Raw genomic sequence first — 21297 nt, forward strand, 5'->3', positions numbered from 1 at the left:
TTTTTGTTTCTACTTTCAGAAAACCTGAATCTTTTAAAATTAGATGTAATTTGCTCATATTAGATGAATATGTAACATTAAATAGATTGGCTTTTAAACCCTTATATCGGCATTTGTAACTTCAATACTTTTAGCGTTTTTTAGCAGCTAAATTTCCTATTTTTGCAGACTATAAAAGTAAAATGAAAAGAGTAGTTGTAGGACTTAGTGGCGGAGTAGATTCGAGTGTAACAGCCTATTTATGCAAGGAAATGGGCTACGAAGTTATTGGATTGTTTATGAAAAACTGGCATGACGATAGCGTAACCATTAGCGATGAATGTCCTTGGTTAGACGATAGCAATGATGCCATGCTGGTAGCTGAAAAATTAGGCATTCCTTTTCAAACAGTTGACTTAAGTGCAGAATACAAAGAGCGGATTGTAGATTACATGTTTAAGGAATACGAAGAAGGCAGGACGCCCAATCCAGACGTGTTGTGTAACCGCGAAATCAAATTTGACGTTTTTTTAAAAATAGCCGAATCGCTTGGTGCAGATTATGTGGCAACGGGACATTATTGCCGAAAAACAAGTTTTGAAAAAGAAGGAAAAGAAATTCACCAACTTTTAGCAGGAAAAGATCAAAACAAAGATCAGTCTTATTTTTTATGCCAGATTTCTCAAGAACAACTTTCTAAAATTATTTTTCCTATAGGTGAATTGCAAAAGTCTGAAGTTAGAAAAATTGCAACTGAACAAAATTTAGTGACAGCCGATAAAAAAGATTCACAAGGTTTGTGCTTTATCGGGAAAGTTCGATTACCTGAGTTTCTTCAACAGCAATTGAAACCCAAAAAAGGAGACATTATTGAAATTGATGCAGATTCGCCCATTTACAATAATCAAAAATCATTCGAAAATAGTTTACTTGAAGCGACTTCTAAATACGAATATTCTTCAGCAGACGGAAAAAAAGTAGGTACGCACGATGGAGCACATTTTTTTACCAAAGGACAACGCAAAGGCTTGGCAGTTGGTGGAACTAAAGAACCATTGTTTGTAATTGACACCGATGTAAAAGAAAACGTGATTTATACTGGCCAAGGCAAAAATCATCCAGGTTTACAGCGCAAAGGTTTGGTGGTAAAACCCCATGAAACACATTGGTTAAGAACAGATTTAACTTTAAAAATAGGCGAAAGCCTAGAAGTGATGGCTAGAATTAGGTACCGTCAGCCTTTAGAAAAAGCTACTTTATACCTAGAAAAAGAAGGCTTATTTGTTATTTTTGAAAATGAACAATACGCTATTGCCGAAGGACAATTTGTGGCTTGGTATGAAGGAGACGAATTGCTTGGGTCGGGTGTAATTTCTTAATTTAAAAAACATGCAACAAAACAACCGAATTACTTCGCTTTTTAATATACAATATCCTTTAATTCAAGCTGGTATGATTTGGGCTAGTGGCTGGAAATTAGCTTCAGGAGTGAGTAATGAAGGTGGCTTAGGAATTATTGGCGCAGGTTCTATGTATCCTGAAGTTTTAAGGGAACATATTCAAAAATGTAAAAAAGCAACACAAAAACCTTTTGCGGTAAATGTTCCTATGTTGTATCCCGATTTGGATAAAATCATGCAAATTATCATCGAAGAAAAAGTACCTATTGTTTTTACATCAGCAGGAAACCCCAAAACTTGGACACCAATTTTAAAAGAAAACGGAATACAAGTAGTGCATGTGGTGAGCAGTGTAAAATTTGCTTTAAAAGCACAAGAAGCTGGAGTAGATGCGGTGGTTGCCGAAGGTTTTGAAGCCGGTGGACACAACGGAAGAGAAGAAACGACTACATTTACTTTAATCCCGATGGTAGCTAAAGAAATTGAAATTCCGTTAATTGCTGCTGGTGGAATTGCTACTGGAAAAGCCATGTTGGCTGCTATGGTTCTTGGAGCTGATGCAGTGCAAATTGGAACTCGATTTGTGGCAAGTCATGAAGCTTCGTCTCATCTTAAATTTAAACAAGAAGTAGTAAAAGCCAAAGAAGGTGCAACGCAGTTAACCTTGAAAGAATTAGCTCCTGTGCGATTGATTAAAAACAAGTTTTTTGAAGATGTTCAGAAATTATATCAAAAAGGAACAACTCCAGAAGAACTTAAAGAATTGCTCGGTAGGGCAAGAGCTAAAAAAGGAATGTTTGAAGGCGATTTGGAAGAAGGTGAATTAGAAATTGGTCAAATTGCTGGATTGATAGATAAAATACAACCTGCAGCTGAAATTGTAAAAGAAATTATTACTGAATTTGAAGCCGCAAAACAAGAAGTTGCTGTTTTGTAGTAAAAATTCCAACATTTAAAGCTGATTATTCATTGTGTGTATAAAACAAATATGCCACTAATGCACGAATAACTTCGCTCAATGCTAGACATCGGCTAAGCGAAGTCTACAACTTTGCACCGCTAAACAAAGTGTATCTGCTTTATAAGGATTTTCAAGCCTGATAACTTTTTATCAATAAAATTTGCCCATATAACAAGCTAAAATCTATAAATCTATAAATCTGAAATCTATAAATCTGAAATCTATAAATCTAAAATCTGAAATATAAAATCTGAAATCATCAATTACTAATGCACGAATAACTTCGTTCAATGCTAGACATCAGCTAAGCGAAATTTGTAACTTCGCTCACCCTTACAAAGCCTTCATCAATACCATTTCCTAGTGAACAAACGGAATAGAGTTGGAATATCTAGTGTAACAATAAACCGAATACGTTCTGCGTAATCAGACTCTCCCATTTCCCAACCTAAACTTGAATACGCTGGTAAGTAGACTTCAAAATAATCTTCTACAAGATTTAATCGAATACCTGAATCGTACAAAAATTCTGGATTACTTCCTTCATTTTTCACAAAACCCATATCGCCATAAGCAAAAATCCAATTCCAAATGGTAGTACTTGCATTGGTTGTAGCAATCCATTGGTTGGCAAAAGCAGGTTGTAACATCGATTTAAAACCACCTTCTGCCATGATAAACTGTTGACTAAACAATCCGCTTTCTTCGCTACGTCCATAATAATTATAATCGAACATATAATCGGTTGGTCGGTCTAAAGCAAAACTAAAAAAATCGGTTGAGGTGTCATTGAACAAAAACAAACCACCATAAAAGCGAAAGTTGATTTGCCTATTGTTCACAAAAAGTTTTCTGAAGGTGGCAGTTGCAGAAATTTTACTGAAATTTTTAGATAATTGATAATCAGCTTGAGCAGTAAAAAAACGATCTAAATTTTTGTTTTGATATCGGTAATTTAAATTATAAATATCGTAGTTGGGTTCATTAAAAGTAGTGTTTTCGCTACGGTCTCTATTTACACTTGTACTTCTAACGGTTAAGGCTTGTCTCACGTTGTTTCGCAAGTCTTTTGGTCTGTAAAAAAAACTTGCATAGGTAGAATATGAATTGAAAAATAGATCTACATCATACGAAAAACGAGAGCCGCCTATTCCAGTCCGTATGGAAAAAATATCATCGTTTTTAAATAAAAAAGTATAATCTAAAGAACCCGAACCGATTAATGCATTGCTTACCAATCCATATTTAGGAGACAGGCTATAGCTAAATTGTTTGGGTAACAGAGAAGTATTGTAAAATTTGGGTCCTGTATAAAACCCATCATATAAATTATATCCAAATTCAGGAATTAAAAAAAGCTGCTCTTTAGTTGGATCTTCAATATCTTCTAAAATCCGTATTTGTATTGGTTTACTAAATAATTTTGTTACCCGTTGATAGTTGTTTCGCTTATTTAGCTCAGGAATAACTTCATTAAAGTTAACAGCCACACGTTCTGCACCTTCATTTTTAATTTTTACTACGGTATCTTTTCCAAAACCTTCAATCCAAACTCTAGAAATTTCCTTATCATCTTTTATTTGCGAAATGGCAACAGGTAAACTATTAGGATAGCGATTAATAAGTTTAACTTCTATAGAATCCTTGTTATTGTTTCGCTTTGCGCTTTTTATTTTGAAATCGATAAACTCATTTTCTTTGGCAAAATCATCAAACCACCAATCTATGTTTTTTTGAGTTTGATTGCTTAAACTTTTTCTGAAATCAGTTACATTGGTATGCGAAGACTTATTTTTTGCATAAAAGTCTTTAATTCCTTTATTTACTTCTTGATTGCTACTATAATCTTTTAAATAAGCCATAGCAATTCCAGCTTTATACGGATTGGCAATTTTTTGATTAAAACGCAACAAAGAATCCTGAGGAGTCATTAAAGTTTGATCGATGTTTTGGCGAATCATAGTTTGCAATAAAAAATCGTACTGGTCATTGAAATCTAAAGTTGAAGCATGCGTCCAATTAATTCCTTTTATATTACTTAAAGTGCCGAGCAATTTTGTATTCGGATAAAATAATTCTACGTATTCCATCATTAATGAAAATTGAATGGCATCTAAAATCCATTGATCTTTTCTGGAGTTAATAAACACCGAATGCTTTAGATATTGGGCTGTTAAGGTTTTGAATAATTTTATATCAAATTGAAAACCATCTGGAAACGGTCTAATAAAATCGGGTAATTGGTTCAAGCCATACACCGGTGAGATGTTGTAATCGTTTTCTGAAACTAAAATTCGTTGATTAGGAAACTTGTCCAACCTTACTTTTAAAAAATTTAAAATTCGATCGGTAATCAGCGCTTCAATATTTTCGTTGAGTTGGTTTTCTCTTATATTCGAAACTATTGTTCCAAAATCGGTAACGGTTGTGCTAAAGGTATTTAGTAATTCCAAATGCAAATCAATTTGGCTTTGATTTTCGCCAGAAAGCAAGAGGGTTTTTATTTCATTGGTTTCAGAAATTTCCTTTTTTTCTAAAGCAGTGGCTACTGCATATTTTTTAGGCAAAGACAATTCAATTTGATAATCAATTTTTTGTTGAGGCAAATCAAAAAGCTCTAAATCGCTGTATTTCCACCATTCATTTTGATATACCGCTGGTTGTATTAACCAATACTTCATTTTAAAATTCCCGTTATTGTACCCAAATCCTGTAAATTTATCTAAAGGAATTGAAATTGCATAAGCTAAATTCAATTGAATTTCTTCACCTGGTAAAAGCGCATTCTTCAATTTTACTTCAATTAAATCTACTTGTTTTTTAGGCCTTTTCCAAGCTAAATTTTCATTTTGATTAGAAATATAATCCAAGTTTGTACCGCCTCGATCTTCTGCAGATGCAAAATGAAATTTTCGAGTGTATTCTTGTGCATAACGCTTGCCCAGTGGACTTCTTTTATCAGAAAAAGCATTTACCCAATCATACAACCAAAGGCTGTACAAGGTATCTTTAGAAGTATTTTTAAAGTTGATTTCTTGTTGAATATCAAAACCGCGCAAAGCTTCATTCATGCTCACATCTGCACGGATAGATTGTTGGGCATGCAAACAACCGCAACTGAACAGAAACAAAACACAAATTATTTTTAGGAATAGCTTTAAGGGCAATTTTTTCATTTTATACAATCTTCGCTAAAGTAAGGTTTACCTTTTACATAATGTATAATTCAATATAAAGCTTTTTATTGTTTTACAAACTTATAAGTCTTTGGAAAACCTGAAATTTTAATAAAGTAGACCCCTTTTGAAAAATGACTTACATCAATTTTTTGAGTAGATAAATGGGTAGAAGCTGTAAATAATCTTTTCCCCAAATTATCAAAAATTGAAATTTCATTTTGATTTGTAAATTCAGGATTTAGGTTAATGTGAAGCTGGTTGCTAACTAAGTTCCCTTTAGGAAATTCTATTATTTCTGTTGAAGCATTCCAAGTTGAAGCAGATAAGCTTGCATCGGTATTTGTTACTTCCATAACCACCGGTAAATGGTCGCTCATTAAATACAATAAATTCCGAGTTGCTTGGCTAAAAGTTCCTGAGCAAGATGAGTCGCTGATGTTTTTGTTGTAGCAATTTCCATTGTTTCCGTAAGCTACATAAGAATCTTCTTTATACACAATAGAATTGTTTGAATCCATAATATTGTTAGAAACCATAATAAAATCAAAACGATCGTCCATACCGCCACCCGCACCAAAATCGTCAAAGTTGTTATTCGAAGTTCGTGTACTTTGGGTGTGCACATTGGCAAATGTAGCATTGTTGTTCCAATCTCCTACGGCGTTTATGGGATCGCTAAATAAAACGGAAGATTGCCCCATTACCAATTGTAAAAAAGCACTTTCGTTAGCCGTATAAAAATTGAAATCTCCTGCAAAAATTACATGAGAATCATCTGGTAAACCGGCTAAGTAAGTAGTGAAATCGTCTACCATATTCGATCGAATAACTTCATTTGTTGTTCCTTGTGCAGCTTTTAAGTGCGCCACAAAAATATCTAAGTAAAGCGCGTCTTCTGCTTCATTATTTAAGACTTCTAGTTGGTAGTAATTAATGTCGCGTAGTTGTGTTTCAATGATGTCTGTAAAATGCAAACTGAATTTACTTTCGTCGAAATAAATGTGCTGTTGAAGCTCTTGAAAGCTAGACGAAGTATTGGGTACAAAATCAGGCATGGCGTAAGTTACATCCTGATTATCATTTAAAACATCATTTAAAATAAGGTTTGCTGCTGTTTCATTTTGCAATTCACAAACCATGAAAATATCGGGTTGCACATCATCCACAATGTCATTGAGAATTGCTGTTCTATTGCTAGGCGGAGCTTCAGGAAAATTGAGTAAGTTGTAAAACATCAACCTATAATCTTCTTGAGCATAAGTAATGCTGCTAACTAGTAATAGTAAAAAAAAGGGTATTTTTTTAAACAAGTTTTTATGCATTAAAAGTTTGGACTCAAATCAAACTGATTGTAGAATTCGTCTAAAATAGCCAAAACTTCTTCTTCGGTATCTACCAAATGAATTAAATCTAAATCGCCAACACTAACAGTTTCATTTCGTTCTACCATGGTTTCTTTAATCCAATCTAATAAGCCAGACCAATATTCTGTACCTACTAAAATAATAGGGAATTTGTCTATTTTTTTGGTTTGTATCAACGTAATGGCTTCAAAAAGTTCGTCTAAAGTTCCAATGCCACCCGGCATGACTACAAAACCTTGTGCATATTTTACAAACATTACTTTACGTACAAAAAAGTAATCGAAGTTTAAATTTTTATCGCGATCTATGTACGGATTATCATGTTGTTCAAAAGGCAATTCAATATTTAAACCTACCGAAGTTCCTCCAGCTAAATGTGCACCTTTGTTTCCAGCTTCCATAATTCCAGGTCCACCGCCGGTAATTACGCCATAACCGTGGTCTACAATTTTTTGCGCAATGCTTATTGCCAATTTGTAGTATTTGTGTTCAGGTTTTAAACGAGCCGAACCAAAAATAGAAACACAAGGACCAATTTCGCTCATGCGTTCATAACCTTGAACAAATTCGCCCATTATTTTAAATAAAGCCCAACTATCGTTGGTTTTAATTTCGTTCCAGTTCTTGTATTTTTTAGTTACCATTTTTCTTATTTTATAGGTTAGCGTTCATTAAAAAACAGCCTACAAATCTAATTCTTTTTTTAGAAAAGCAGCGGTATAACTCTTTTTGTCTTTGCTAACTTTTTCGGGTGTTCCTTTGGCTACCAATTGTCCGCCATTTTTACCACCTTCGTAACCCACATCAAAAATATAATCTGCCATTTTAATTACATCCATATTGTGCTCGATAATCAATACTGTATTTCCTTTGTCTACTAATTTTTCCAACACATCCATCAAAATACGAATATCTTCAAAATGCAAACCTGTTGTGGGTTCGTCTAAAATGTAAAAGGTATTTCCTGTATCGCGTTTGCTCAATTCGGATGCGAGTTTAATACGTTGTGCTTCACCACCAGACAAAGTTGTACTTTGTTGTCCTAAGCTAATGTAACCCAAACCAACATCCTGAATGGTTTTTAATTTGCGGTAAATCTTAGGAATTTGGTCGAAAAAAGCAGTAGCTTCATCAATGGTCATTTCCAAAACATCACTAATCGATTTTCCTTTGTATCGAATCTCCAAAGTTTCTCTGTTGAAGCGTTTTCCTTGGCACGTTTCGCATTCTACATATACATCGGGTAGAAAATTCATTTCAATTACCTTTAAACCGCCACCGCTACAAGTTTCACAACGTCCACCTTTTACGTTGAAGCTGAAACGCCCCGGTTTATAACCGCGAATTTGCGCTTCGGGTGTTTTGGTAAACAGTTTTCTAATTTCATCAAAAACACCTGTGTAAGTAGCTGGATTAGAACGCGGTGTTCTTCCAATTGGCGTTTGGTTAATGTCTATTACTTTATCTAAGTTATCTAATCCCGTAATTTTTTTATACGGAAGTGGCTCTTTTACTCCATTAAAATAATGCGCATTCATAATGGGATAAAGCGTTTCGTTGATGAGCGTAGATTTTCCACTTCCAGAAACTCCGGTTACTACAATCATTTTACCAAGTGGAATTTTAATGGAAACCTCTTTTAAATTATTTCCTGTTGCTCCTTGTAAATGCAAATGTTTTCCGTTTCCTTTTCTACGTTTTTTAGGAATTTCAATCTTTTTGGCTCCACTTAAGTAATCTGCGGTTAAGGTTTTTTGCGCTAAAATTTCTTTGGGCGTTCCTTGGCTGATAATTTCGCCACCGTTTTTTCCAGCAAAAGGACCAATGTCAATAACATGGTCGGCACGCTCAATCATATCTTTATCATGTTCTACCACAATAATGGAGTTGCCTACGTCGCGCAAGGAAACCAAGGAATTGATTAATTTTTCGTTATCTCGCTGATGCAAACCAATACTCGGTTCATCTAAAATGTACAACACACCTACTAATTGCGAGCCAATTTGTGTGGCTAAACGAATTCGTTGCGCTTCACCACCCGAAAGGGTTTTTGAGCCACGATTTAAGCTGAGGTATGTCAAACCCACATCGACTAAAAATTGCAAACGCGTTTGAATTTCTTTCACGATTTCTTCTGCAATTTTCCATTCGTTTGTAGTGAAAGCCTTTTTTAAATTGATGAAGAAATGTTGCAATTCCAAAATGTCCATTTCCACCAATTCGGCGATGCTTTTTTGGTCTACTTTGTAGTTTAAGGATTCTTTTTTCAATCGGCTTCCTTCACAAGTTGGGCAAGGATTTTTATCCATGTACTTTTTAGCCCAACGTTTTAAAGAAGTAGAACTTTCTTTTTGGTTGTAGGTATTTTCAATAAAGGTAGCCACTCCTTCAAAATCGTAAGAGACGGTTCTGCTTACTTTGGCTTTTTCGCCATAAACTTCAAAGCTTGCTTTTCCGCCATTCAAAATCACTTCTAAGGCTTCATTTGGAATGTCTTTGATCGGATTTTTTAAATCGAATTGATAATGCAAAGCAATGTTTTCCAACTGCTTAAAAACCCAATTTTTCTTTGGTTTTCCATGTGGTTCAATTCCACCTTCTTTAATGGATATTTCCCGATTGGGAATCACTTTGTCTACATTTACTTCAAACACATCACCGATTCCGTTGCAATTTGGGCAAGCGCCTTTTGGCGAATTGAACGAGAAATTATTGGGTTCAGGAATAGGGTAGGAGATGCCGCTAGACGGACACATTAAATTTCGACTGAAATACCGCGCTTCTTTTGCGCCTTCTTCCAAAATCATGATGATGTCGTTGCCTTGTTTCATTCCACTTTTAATGCTTGTGGCTAAGCGTTGGTCTATTTTATCGTTCACTTTTAAGCGATCGACTACTACTTCAATATCGTGAATTTTGTAACGATCCAGTTTCATTCCTTTTTCAATATCGCGAACTTCACCATCTACCCGAACTTTTACAAAGCCTTGTTTGGCAATCTGTTCGAATAACTCGCGGTAATGTCCTTTTCTAGAACGAATAACAGGAGCGAGCACGTTGATTTTTTTATCTTGATAAACTTCTTTGATTTTGTCTAGAATTTGTTCATCAGAATAGCTTACCATTTTTTCGCCCGTCTTGAAACTATAAGCAGTTCCCACTCTAGCGTAGAGTAGGCGAAGAAAATCGTAAATTTCAGTAATGGTACCGACCGTACTCCGTGGACTTTTAGAAGTGGTTTTTTGTTCGATGGCGATTACGGGTGAAAGTCCTTCAATTTTATCTACATCAGGACGTTCTAAACCACCCAGAAATTGTCTTGCGTAAGCCGAAAAAGTTTCGATATAACGGCGCTGTCCTTCCGCATAAATGGTATCGAATGCTAAAGAAGATTTTCCAGAACCGGATAAACCTGTAATGACAACCAGTTTATTTCTAGGTATTTCTACATCAATATTTTTCAGGTTGTGCATTCGCGCACCAAAAACTTCAATTTTTTCTTCCATAGCATTTTTCGAGTTGCAAAATTACTCAATTTTTAGGTCAAAAGAATTGCATGTTGCTTTCAAATTGAAAGCCTTGAATAGAATTAAGAAATCTTTAGGTCTTGCTGAACAAATTACAAGTAGCTTAATACTGAATAGCTTGTTTTTGGTAAAATTCATTAGGCAGTTTTGCTGAAATTGTTTTACAATGTATGTATATTTGCGCTTTCAAATTAAATACCATGGCTTTAGAAAAAGAAGTAATGCAGAAGATGAAAGAAGCAATGAAAGCAAAAGATACTGTTGCTTTGTCTTCTTTACGTTCGGTTAAAAGTGAAATTTTAAAAGCGAAAACAGCTACAGGTGGTGGTGAAGAAATGACGGAAGCCGAAGAGCTGAAGTTGATTCAAAAATTGGTGAAACAACGCAAAGATAGCGCTGCCGTTTACCAAGAGCAAAACCGACCTGATTTAGCGGAACCTGAATTAGAAGAAGCCAAAATTATTGAGCAGTTTTTACCAGAACAATTAAGCGAAGAAGAAGTTGAAGCAGAAGTGAAAAAAGTAATTGCTTCAACCGGTGCAGAAAGCATGAAAGATATGGGAAAAGTAATGGGAATTGCTTCTAAAAATTTAGCAGGAAAAGCCGATGGAAAAACCATATCGAATTTAGTAAAAAAACATTTGAGTTAAGGAGTTTTTAGTCGGTAGCCTTTAGTTGGTAGTAGTTAGTTGATTATTTACCTTTAAAATTGATTTATAGGTTCTTTGTTTTTAATACCAAGTATAAAATACTATTTTAATTATATAGGCACAATTTAATAAACCGTTTATACGGAAAAGGCCGCGTAGTTCAACTGAATAGAATATCAGATTTCGGCTCTGAGGGTTGGGGGTTTGAATCCCTCCGCGGTCACAATTTATTCCCAAGGATAATTTCTTATGCTTGGGAATATTTTTTTATTCCCCATTTTTCAAAATCATACATCAAAAAAAAATTTGTTTAATCCCTCCGCGCCTGCCTGCCGTGCTTTTTAGGCAGGGTCACGAATAAATACTTCAAAAAGAAAAAACGCCAAGTTTATTGAGCGTTTTTTTGTTTGAAGTATTTTCAAAGCGGAACGCTTTGGGATGCGCTAAGCGAATCCTGTCTCAGTCACTATTTTTTTGTCATTCAATTTTTTACCAATGATTGTTCGATTTCTTCCAGCGTTTTTCCTTTGGTTTCTACTACGTATTTTAGAACAAACAGTAAGGATAATCCTGCCATTCCAGCATAAATGGCAAAGGTTAATGTTGGCCCTAGATTTGTAAGTTCCCATGGGAAAAATTGAGTGACGGTGTAACTCACTAACGAATTAAAAAAACCAACCACAGAAATTGCAATGCCCTTAATGTTGCCTGGAAAAATTTCAGATAATAAGGTCCACATTACAGGTCCTAATGAAATGGCAAAAGCTGCCACATACGATAAAATGGCAATAAGCACCAAAGTTGCATTAATGTTTATGAATTTTTTGACTTCATTTCTTTTAAAATCGACTAATTGTGATTTATTTAGGAGTGGGTTTAAGGTATTAAATAATGCTGTTTGAGAACTAAAGGACATGCCTTCCAGACTTGAAATAGCGTTTTTAATATCTGTATTTTCAATACTTTGTATGTTATTTTTATTCAAATTATAGGTTGCATTGTTGAAGGCAAATGTTGCCATTGTAAGTGCTACTGTCATTGTAGCCGTACCCATTATTAAAAGTGGTTTTCTACCCAATCTATCAATAAGTCGAATAGCAACTAAAGTAAATACCAAATTTGTTAAGCCTACCACTATTGCTTGTAAAAAGGATGAATCTGAGCTTCCACCTGCTTGTTCAAAAATAGTAGGAGCATAGTAAAAAATAGCATTAATACCAGTGATTTGTTGAAAAAAAGCTATCCCAAAAGCAATAATTATAATATTACGTAGGCGCCTAGAAAGCAATTGTTTAAAGGTTCCTTTTTTTACTTTTTTAGCTATATTACTTTTAATTTCATCGATGGTGTTACGTGCATATTCTTGACCACCAATTTTTATTAAAATACGTTCTGCGGCTTCAATTAAGTTATGTTGTTGAATTAACCATCTTGGACTCTTTGGGATGGCAAGTAAAGCAAAAAAATAAATAATCGCAGGAATCGTTTCCACCCCTAACATCCATCGCCAACTATCCACTTCTATATCTTTCAAAAAATAATTAGAAAAATAAGCTACAGAAATTCCTAATACAATGTTGAGTTGATTTAAAGACACCAAACTTCCCCTTATTTTAGGTGGAGCTATTTCTGCAATGTAGATTGGAGCAATAAGTATTGCACCACCAATACCAATACCTCCAATAATTCTCGCTAAAATAAATTCTACATAAGAAGTAGCCAGAGCAGACCAAAGTGCAGATACGGTAAATAGTATGGCAGTGAGTAGAAGTATTTTCTTTCTACCAAATCTATCGCTTAATGGGCCTGCTGAAATATTGCCCGCCATTGCTCCAAAAATCACACAACCCACAGAAAAACCAAGTTCCCAATCGGTCATGCTAAAATAATCACTTATACCACCTACTGCACCCGAAATTACGGCACTATCAAAACCCAATAAAAATCCACCTAAAGCAACTACAAAACTTATAAAAAAGGGGTATAATTTTTTCATATTTTAAATTTAACTGTACTAATATACTACTGTCTGCATAGCTCTAGGTTCAATTGTAAGTTCAACTTGATTGCTGCCAACTATAAGTTTATACTTAATTTTGGTATTGGTTTTATTCATAATTACTGTAACGATATCTCCATCATTATTTTGAAATGAAGTACTTTCAATAGTGCTTAGGCTTGTTGTGGTACTTATTCGTTTCGCTCCTGCATTTATAAACTTCGAAAAGTGACCAATGTAGTAGTAAGTAGGTGTATAAATCAAGTCCCCAGTTTTGGTGTCTGCATGAACGGGAGCAAAGCAGAAGTTTTTGACATGGTTTGGTCCTCCGCGTTCGTCTAAGAGAATATTCCAGTCTGTCCAGCCCACAACGCCACTGTTAAAGTCGTTTATCATAGAATTTCCATAGCGTTCTGCATTAGGCCAATAATGCATCTTTTCAGCTTCAAAACCCTCTTGACAGCCTTCTGTAAACAACATGTTTTTTGATGGAAAAGACTCATTAATATTTTTAAGGTTATCGTATTTAGGCAAACCGCCTGTCCAGGTTTCATACCAATGAAAGCCAATTCCCCAAGCATATTTGGATGCTTCAGGATCTTCAAAAATGGTATTGGCTCGGTCTGTAATCAAATCTCTGTTGTGATCCCATACCACAATATTTTTATCCCCAAAGCCTGCTTTTTCTAAGGTAGGTCCTAAGTAATCCTTTAAAAAATCGCGTTCTTCTTCTGCTGTATAGATGCAGGATTCCCAACGTTGCACTGCCATGGGTTCATTTTGAATGGTAAGCCCCCAAACCGGCACACCTTCAGCTTCATAAGCTTCAATAAACTTAACGTAATAATTGGCCCAGGATTGACGGAATTCAGGCAACAATTTCCCGCCTTGTAGCATGTTATTGTTGGTTTTCATAAAGGCAGGTGGACTCCACGGACTGGCGTAAAATACCAAATCATCACCAATTAAATCAATAGCTCTTTTAATAAAGGGCAGACGTTTTTCTTTGTCTTTTTCAATTGAAAATGTTTTTAAATCCGCATCTCCTTCTTCGATGTAGGTGTGACTGCCCAATCCAAAATCACTGCTATGAATACTTGTCCTGATGATGTTATAACCTATTCCGTCTTTACCATACAGGGATTGAAGAAGTTCACTTTGCTTGTCTTCATCTAAGGTAGAAAACACTTCCGAAGAGGCATCCGTAATGGCACCACCAATACCTAAATACGTTTGAAATGTTTTGTTAGGATTGACAAAAACAGCGATTTCATTTTCTAAAGGTTGCACTTTTTGGGCAAATGTATGTTCTGCAGTTTTGGTAAGCCTTAAATCAGTGTCTTTTGCTGTGGTGTAGACTTGTAATGTTTTACCGCTGTAACTTTCAGTTGATGGAGTTAAAGCAACTTTTGAACCTGCTGTCTTTTTATTCGGGGCTTCTTTGCATGAAAAAAGCATTAGCAAAACAATCATAAAATTGAATAGTCGTAGCTTCATAATACTATTGAAATTGAGGATTAATTTGATTCGGTTTTTGGTTTACTTTCTGTATTCATGTTTCACCCAATCTACTTCCATTACCCATTCTTTACTTTCCATGGGGGAATCGGTGATTTTAGCAAAATTCAATATGGCAAACATGGGCTCCGGGTATTTATCTCCTTGTCCTACATTTCGGTATATTTCTTCACCATCTACTCTATACAAAAGGTCACTATCTTCCCATTCTACAGAGTATTCGTGGTATTCATCTAAAATCACTTCAAAATCCTTGCGTAAAGACCACCAATCGCCTTTATCACATTCATCTAAACTTTTTATGGCACCGGTTGTAAATCGATTTTTGTGATGGTCTCCATGGTGTTCAAAAATGTCAATCTCGCCTGAGCCTGTCAATGGCCAGCAAATATTTTCATCTACTTCCTGCATAGGGGGTTCATTGTTTCTGGCACCTAAAAGCCACCAAGCTGGAAACATGCTTGGTTCTCCACTGCTACTCAGCTTTAGTTTTGCTGTCCATTTGCCTTTAATAAATTCCTTTTTGTTTTTAGAAGTAATTCTTCCGGCAACATATTCAGTATCGGGATGTTGCTCGCCATGTTTGTCGAAATTATCACAGCTTCTTTTATCATCGATTTGTACAACTTTCAATTTTAAGGTTCCATCACTTGCTTCTCTTGTACCAAACTTTCCGTTAGGGACGTAGCAATGGGTTTCGTTATTTACCCAAATACGTTGATCTTGCCAATTATCAGGATTGAAAGTATCAAATTCATCTAAAAAATCTACTTCCCAAATTTTGGCTTCAGTAGAAGAAGTTTTTTCTTTCTGTTCTTCATTTTTCGTTTTACAAGACATTACACTTATACCAATTAGGATAAAGCATAACAATTGACAATGGCTTAGTATTCTCATAGCATTAAGTTTAATTGAAATAATTTTTCAATAATTTAGTTTACTGCAAATTGAAAAACTTGCGAAGTGGAAGTATTGCCTACTTCATCTATCGTTACTATTTTCCAGTAGTACACATTACCAGATGAAACAGAAACTTCTGTATTGGTGTTGCTTGTTGTACTAAGTTCAGTTTCTGGAGGATTTACAGTATCAAGAAATAGGGCATATGAAGCAATGTCATTATCAATATCTGAAGCTTCCCATTCTAAAGTAACTGAACCCTGCTCAACACTCGATCCAGAATTAGGACTTATAACAGTTGCAGGAAACGGCGCATGGCTTTCAATAGGAAGACCCGAATTGTAAAAACTCCACACTGAGCTTTCTGCACTTTCACTTCCATCAGAACCTAGAGAAGTAACGGACCAAGAATAAGGCTTTCCTCTTAAAATACGAATTAAAAATTCGGTTGAAAGGGTGCTTATGTTTCTTGTTGTTCCGTTGTCTAAATCATTAATTTTTAATATATATGAACTTGTGTTTTCACTTTCTTCCCATTGGAATAACACATCGGATTCTGTTTCAGAAATAATTGTACCTTCATTACAAACTCTATTGTTTTCTGGAAAAATGAGTGTTGCTGAGGACGGTGGAACTATTGTGTTTATAGCAGCAGAATCATCATCTTCACTACATGATAGCGTTATAAACCCTAGCACAGTAAATATTGAAATTATTTTGATAAACTTTTTCATTGCTTTATAATTTTATAATTGTACGTTTTCTGAGCAGTAACTATTTTTAAAATAAAGAAACCACTTTCAAGATTAGATATGTTTAATCTCAATTGATTATCTTTTGTATTGAATAATTTACGAATTAGCAATTTGCCAGATAAATGATACACCTCGGCTGTAAGAGTATTTGTATCTATTGTATTTGCAGAGATAAACAGAATGTTTTCAACTGGATTTGGATAAATTGAAGGGGTTGTATCATAAACGTAGGTTTTCTTATAAATGCCTTGACAATCTAAGTTGGTTTTTACCATTAATTCGTTTTCTCCTTCTGCTAGTTGTAATTCAACTTCTGATTGATTTGTTGAAAAAGTCTCGTTGTTTAGCGTTACATAATATAAATCGGCACCACTTAATGAAACTTTAATTTTAGAAGAAGTTGTCGATTTTCTGCCAGAAGTTACAATTAGTTCATCAGGTTGAGTTACAACTACTGTAAAGCATTGCTCATAGTCAGGCTGTCCATTTATGGTAATGCATAAAGTATAAGTTCCTGCAGGTAAATTTTGAAAACTAACTTCTGAAGTGAAATTTTCTGTAATTGTACTATTTTCACCAGTTAAACTTACTGAGTATTCAAAGTTTTCTGTGGCGGATAGTGTTATACTCCCGTTGTCTTCCGATCGACAGGTTACACTTGAAACAGACAAGATATAATTGTCTGGAGTAACATTAAAAACCTCACAGCCGTTCACATCAACATAGGCATTTGCTGGAGTATCAGGGCAGTCATCTAAATGATCAGGAACACCATCTCCATCACTATCTGGAACATCAAATTCAAACCAATTGAAATTAAAACCACCTGCTAAAACTTTCATTCTCAACTTGTGTGGCCCTTCATCAATAGAAAGATTATCTGATACGGTTGCCCATGTTTGCCATCCATCTGTAATTACGGTATTAACAACAGTTAATTCCGTTTCGACATCATTTTCGTCGACGGTATATAGTCCAATCTGTCCTTCATTAAAACCAGCTACCCGAAATTTGATGCCATACAAGCCTCCTTCTGGAACAAAAATGGAATAATCTGCATAATCGCCTGGATCTGTAAATCCAAAATTTTGTCCACCGCCTTCATCTTCGGTGTCTTCTAAATTCATGCCTATCATAAAATCATAGTCTTCTACTTCAATTAAAGTAGGAATTACAAATCGGTTGGGACTTTCGTTGTTTATTACAAGATCTGTAAACGTGTTTAGAGTTTTATTCGATTCTGATTGTATGGTATTTCCTGAATAACTTGCCAGTATTTCATCTCCAGTAATCAGAAAACCTTCAACGCTAAGAATAATCGTTCTATCTTTTGTTGGATGTGGAGTAACCGATTCTATATTTCTTTCTTCTCCATTCACATTTAGTGAAAAATCTCCATCTATTCCATCTAATGAAGAAGCTAAAACCGATTCGCTTATGGCTATTTCTACAGAGGCTTCATCTTCGCCAGTTTTACCATTTAGTGCATTTAAAGAAAGATCTTCAACATTGCCTGTTAGTTCAAATTCGATACTGCTATAATTTGCAGGTGTGTCATTATTGATATGTAATTTTAAACTGTGTTCTCCTTGGGGTAGTATGATGTCGTCAATTTCGAAAGTGGTAAATTGTGTCCAACCACCTGTTGAACTTACCACTTGGGTAGTGCTTACTTCTTGGTCGTCAATGGAAAGGAAAAACTCACATCCAGTTTCTTCGGTTGCTAACCTAACTTTAGCTTTATATACTGCAGTTTGTTCAATGTCAACCGTGTATTTTATCCATTCCCCTTCGTTTACAAAACCAATATGGTGACCATTGCTGTTTATGTCATCTGAATTTCGTTCGATATCTACCCCATCATTTCGGTATGACCAGCCACTATTCCACGCAGTGAAATTTCCTGTTGATAGATTATAATCAGCCACAACCGTATCATAATAAGCATGGTTATTTTTACCTAAATCATAATCAGATAAGTAAATTAGTCCAGGGATAGGCGAAGGGCTACCGTGATATGGGATAGTTTCGTCTGTTTGAACCTGTCGGATTAAGGCGTCAGGTACATCTTTTCTAAATCTGCTGTTTTCTACTAATAGGTTGTCTGCCAATTCCATCATGGCATCAAAAGCTTCAGTTGCTGATGGTTCAGGGCCGTTACCTTGCCAATAGTCAAGAATGGCCTGATAACCTGGATTAATGTCTATAGCATAAGGACTATCGATGTCGCCAATTTTACGAAAGGCCCACCAAGCCCAGCCGATATTATTATTTTCAAATAGACTTACAGCATCTGTAAACCACGTATTAGAGTTTTCTCCAGATTCACCCATCCAAAGTGGGACGTTGTGCTCATCTCTTAAAGGTGTAATCCAATCTACATCATTCTCGTTGTTAAAGCTCCAATATTTGTGAAAGCTATACACTAAATTATCATCCCAAGGCGGAGTAAGCCCTGTGTGGTCGTTGGCATAGGAATTTCCTTCAATGTAAAGAATATGTTCGTCACCAACACCTCTTATTCCATCGGTAATGTCTTCATAGATTTCTCTTAAAAGCGCATTTTGTGGACCCAAATCCCAATGGGTTTCATTGATGAGGTCATACCCACCAATCCATTCGTTGTCTTTGTATCTTTCAGCTATTCTTGTCCATAAGGCGACAAGCTTATCTCTGTTTGCTTGGCTTTCCCATAAAGAAGGCTTATCGGGGTCGTAGTCATTTATTTCTGAACCTGCGCCTTGTCCTCCTGGTGTAGCGTGCATGTCTAAAATAACGTAGATATTATGAGGTGCAGACCATTCCAGCACATCATCAATCAATTCAAAACCGGTTTCAATCCAAGTGTTTTCTCCGGGGACAGGTTCATCTTCAATAGGAAGGGTAAACAAGTTGTAATGCATTGGAATACGAATGCTATTAAACCCCCATGCCGCTAAAGAATCTACATCGCGTTGTGTAAAATGATTTTCTCTCCATTTAGCAAAAAAGGTTTCAGTATTGTCTTCGCCCATTAATTCGACTAACTTTTCTTTGATTTCATGCTGAGCGCCTGCAAAACCTGAAGTTTGCATCATATATCCTTCCATGATTTGCCATCCACCGGGACCATAACCTCTTAACAAGATAGGATCTCCATCAGAATTGACGATTTCGGTACCTTCTGCAACCAATCCCTGACCCCAATTTATGGCAGTAATTAATAATAAACTAAATAGTAGAATATTTTTTTTCATGTTTATTTTATTAATGTGCAAGACTCCTACTTCTTATTTTTAGAAAATTAGCAGTTAAATTTCATTAGGTTTTACTGGCCTAACCAAGACCAGTAAAGCAACCTAAAGGCTAACACAAATTATTTTTATTTAAATCTTAAATTTCAATTTCTTAGTTTAGTTGTACTAAAGTCATATTGTCAATTACTACACCGTTGGGGCCATAAGTTTGACCTCCGCATCTGAACAACAACCAATAGGTTCCTTCGGTTGTAATTTCAAATTGTCCTTGATTATTTTCATCAGTTGGGCAACCTGAATTAATAGCTGATCCAGTATAAGAATCTCCACAGTCCCACCAATTAATTGCTTTGAGCACTTGAAAATCGCCATTATACTCAATTCCTTGTGTTGCAGTTCCTTCTACTGGCATATCTGAACCTAGATATACCTCTCCGTAAACCTGATTTATCCCAGCATAATCTACATCCATATCAAATTGGTAAGTCCCAGGAACTAATTCTACACTTTGAAAAATTGCTAAATGTGCCCAATCTGCATTATTAGTCCATTTAGCTACACCATCTTCAATAGTTACATTACCATTTGTATTATTAGTCTCCCATTGATTAATAATTGTCCAATTACTATCATCAGTAAAAGTTCCATTTGTAATTAAGTTATTTGATTCTCCTAATATGATATCTTTCAAAATTTCATCAGAACCATCATTATTTGTAGCGGAAAGAGCAACTGTATAAATACCTTCACTGGCATACGTATAAGTTGGATTTTCATCTGATGATGTACCAGCACCATCGCCGAAATCCCATGTATAGCCATCGGCATTACTGGATGTGTTAGTAAATTCTACGGTAAGATCGTCTGTTACACTATATGTAAAATCAGCATTTGGTAGAAATAAGGGTGGTGTATATTCAATCCCAGGTACCAGTGGTGTCATCGAAGCATTATCCAACGATAGGCCAGAACCATAATCAGCACCACCACCTCTTATTACTAAATAAACAGTACCTGAAGTATTGAATTCAACTAATCCGTTCCCTTCGCCCACGCAGCTAATTTCTGTAAGAGAACCTTCAAAAGCTTCATTGCCACATCCTGCCCAAGTGTTTAGTCCCATACGCATGCCTCCATCAGTATAATCTTGACCTGCTACTGGTGTTGCTGAACCAATATATACTTCATACCAAGAATCTGTGAGGCCATCTCCTGATACTTCCATATCAATTTGGTAAGGTACATTGGCTTCAACATGAACTGGTTGATAGATTCCAACATGTCCACCTCCGCCGCCATTCCAAACGGCTTTGTCACCAGGAAAATTTACTTCAACTCCATCTGTGATAGGTAAAACAGTCCATTCATCACTACCATTAAATTCACCATTTAGCAATACATTAGGTCCTTCAAAATCTTCATTAATTACTATGGTTTGTGTGCTTTCTGCTGAACCACCTCTTGTAAATACTTTAAACCTGACGTTGTAATCTCCTGCTCGAAGAAAGACTTTACTTGTTTCGTAGCCTTCTGCAGATGAATTATCTCCAAAATCCCAATGAGTGTACCAGTTGTTGTTGGATTCAGTTGCACTAAAACTCACAACATTTGGATTATTAGGGTCAATAGAAAATGTAAATGCTGCATCTTCTACAGTTGGGGCAGGAAAAGCCATGTCGTCATCCTTACAGCCAGATAAGAGCGTAACCATGCCAATTATTAGAGTGTGACTTATAATTTTTATCGTTTTCATTTTTAAATTTTTTTAGCTATTTTTTTTAAAGTCTCTTAGAAAAGCTTTTCAACATAGAATTAAAATTTTTGCTTTT

13 protein-coding genes and 1 tRNA gene are annotated in these 21297 nt (G+C 35.5%); 4 read left to right on the forward strand and 10 right to left on the reverse strand.

Going from position 1 to position 21297, the window contains the following annotated elements; all coding sequences use genetic code 11:
* The first annotated feature begins 182 nt into the window (after positions 1-182).
* Both mnmA and IEV72_RS09805 read left to right on the forward strand, forming a co-directional pair.
* Positions 183-1358, forward strand: coding sequence for a tRNA 2-thiouridine(34) synthase MnmA (mnmA, locus tag IEV72_RS09800; protein ID WP_188458931.1), 1176 nt, complete (start codon positions 183-185; stop codon positions 1356-1358).
* 10 nt (positions 1359-1368) lie between these two features.
* Positions 1369-2316, forward strand: a complete 948-nt coding sequence (locus IEV72_RS09805; RefSeq protein ID WP_188458932.1) for an NAD(P)H-dependent flavin oxidoreductase — start codon at positions 1369-1371, stop codon at positions 2314-2316.
* Between the two features lie 371 nt (positions 2317-2687).
* Here IEV72_RS09805 and IEV72_RS09810 read toward each other — a convergent pair whose 3' ends face one another.
* From IEV72_RS09810 to uvrA, 4 genes are all read right to left on the reverse strand, one after another.
* Positions 2688-5447 (reverse strand): gluzincin family metallopeptidase, encoded by a 2760-nt coding sequence (locus IEV72_RS09810; RefSeq protein ID WP_229731873.1) that lies wholly within the window; start codon positions 5445-5447, stop codon positions 2688-2690.
* 134 nt (positions 5448-5581) lie between these two features.
* The gene (locus tag IEV72_RS09815) at positions 5582-6829 is read right to left on the reverse strand and encodes a T9SS type A sorting domain-containing protein (protein WP_194428401.1); all 1248 of its coding nucleotides are present in this window, start codon (positions 6827-6829) and stop codon (positions 5582-5584) included.
* An 11-nt stretch (positions 6830-6840) separates the two neighbouring features.
* A complete protein-coding gene (locus IEV72_RS09820) occupies positions 6841-7527 on the reverse strand; it encodes an LOG family protein (protein WP_188458934.1) in 687 nt (228 codons plus the stop codon).
* A gap of 39 nt (positions 7528-7566) precedes the next feature.
* Positions 7567-10389, reverse strand: a complete 2823-nt coding sequence (gene uvrA, locus IEV72_RS09825; RefSeq protein WP_188458935.1) for an excinuclease ABC subunit UvrA — start codon at positions 10387-10389, stop codon at positions 7567-7569.
* Positions 10390-10610: 221 nt separating this feature from the next.
* Here uvrA and IEV72_RS09830 point away from each other — a divergent pair, with 221 nt between their 5' ends.
* Both IEV72_RS09830 and IEV72_RS09835 read left to right on the forward strand, forming a co-directional pair.
* Positions 10611-11060 carry a GatB/YqeY domain-containing protein gene (locus IEV72_RS09830; RefSeq protein ID WP_188458936.1) on the forward strand — a complete coding sequence of 150 codons (450 nt, stop codon included), beginning with the start codon at positions 10611-10613 and terminating at the stop codon, positions 11058-11060.
* 149 nt (positions 11061-11209) lie between these two features.
* Positions 11210-11283, forward strand: a tRNA-Arg gene (locus IEV72_RS09835).
* A 258-nt stretch (positions 11284-11541) separates the two neighbouring features.
* Here IEV72_RS09835 and IEV72_RS09840 read toward each other — a convergent pair.
* The 6 genes from IEV72_RS09840 to IEV72_RS09865 all read right to left on the reverse strand — a co-directional run bounded on the left by IEV72_RS09840 (position 11542) and on the right by IEV72_RS09865 (position 21221).
* The gene (locus IEV72_RS09840; RefSeq protein ID WP_188458937.1) at positions 11542-13056 is read right to left on the reverse strand and encodes a sugar porter family MFS transporter; all 1515 of its coding nucleotides are present in this window, start codon (positions 13054-13056) and stop codon (positions 11542-11544) included.
* Positions 13057-13074: 18 nt separating this feature from the next.
* Complete coding sequence (locus IEV72_RS09845; protein ID WP_229731874.1) at positions 13075-14556, reverse strand: glycoside hydrolase family 30 protein; 1482 nt, start codon at positions 14554-14556, stop codon at positions 13075-13077.
* Positions 14557-14598: 42 nt separating this feature from the next.
* The gene (locus IEV72_RS09850; protein ID WP_229731876.1) at positions 14599-15474 is read right to left on the reverse strand and encodes a glycoside hydrolase family 16 protein; all 876 of its coding nucleotides are present in this window, start codon (positions 15472-15474) and stop codon (positions 14599-14601) included.
* 35 nt (positions 15475-15509) lie between these two features.
* Positions 15510-16211 carry a fibronectin type III domain-containing protein gene (locus IEV72_RS09855; RefSeq protein WP_188458938.1) on the reverse strand — a complete coding sequence of 234 codons (702 nt, stop codon included), beginning with the start codon at positions 16209-16211 and terminating at the stop codon, positions 15510-15512.
* On the reverse strand, positions 16208-19468 hold the full coding sequence (locus IEV72_RS09860) for a carbohydrate-binding protein (RefSeq protein ID WP_188458939.1): 3261 nt from the start codon (positions 19466-19468) through the stop codon (positions 16208-16210). The genes IEV72_RS09855 and IEV72_RS09860 overlap by 4 nt, the downstream gene beginning before the upstream one ends.
* Positions 19469-19619: 151 nt before the next feature.
* Positions 19620-21221: a PKD domain-containing protein gene (locus IEV72_RS09865; protein ID WP_188458940.1), complete on the reverse strand. Its 1602-nt coding sequence runs from the start codon at positions 21219-21221 to the stop codon at positions 19620-19622.
* Positions 21222-21297: the final 76 nt, after the last annotated feature.

The sequence above is a fragment of the Psychroflexus planctonicus genome (assembly GCF_014640195.1).
GTDB lineage: Bacteria > Bacteroidota > Bacteroidia > Flavobacteriales > Flavobacteriaceae > Psychroflexus > Psychroflexus planctonicus.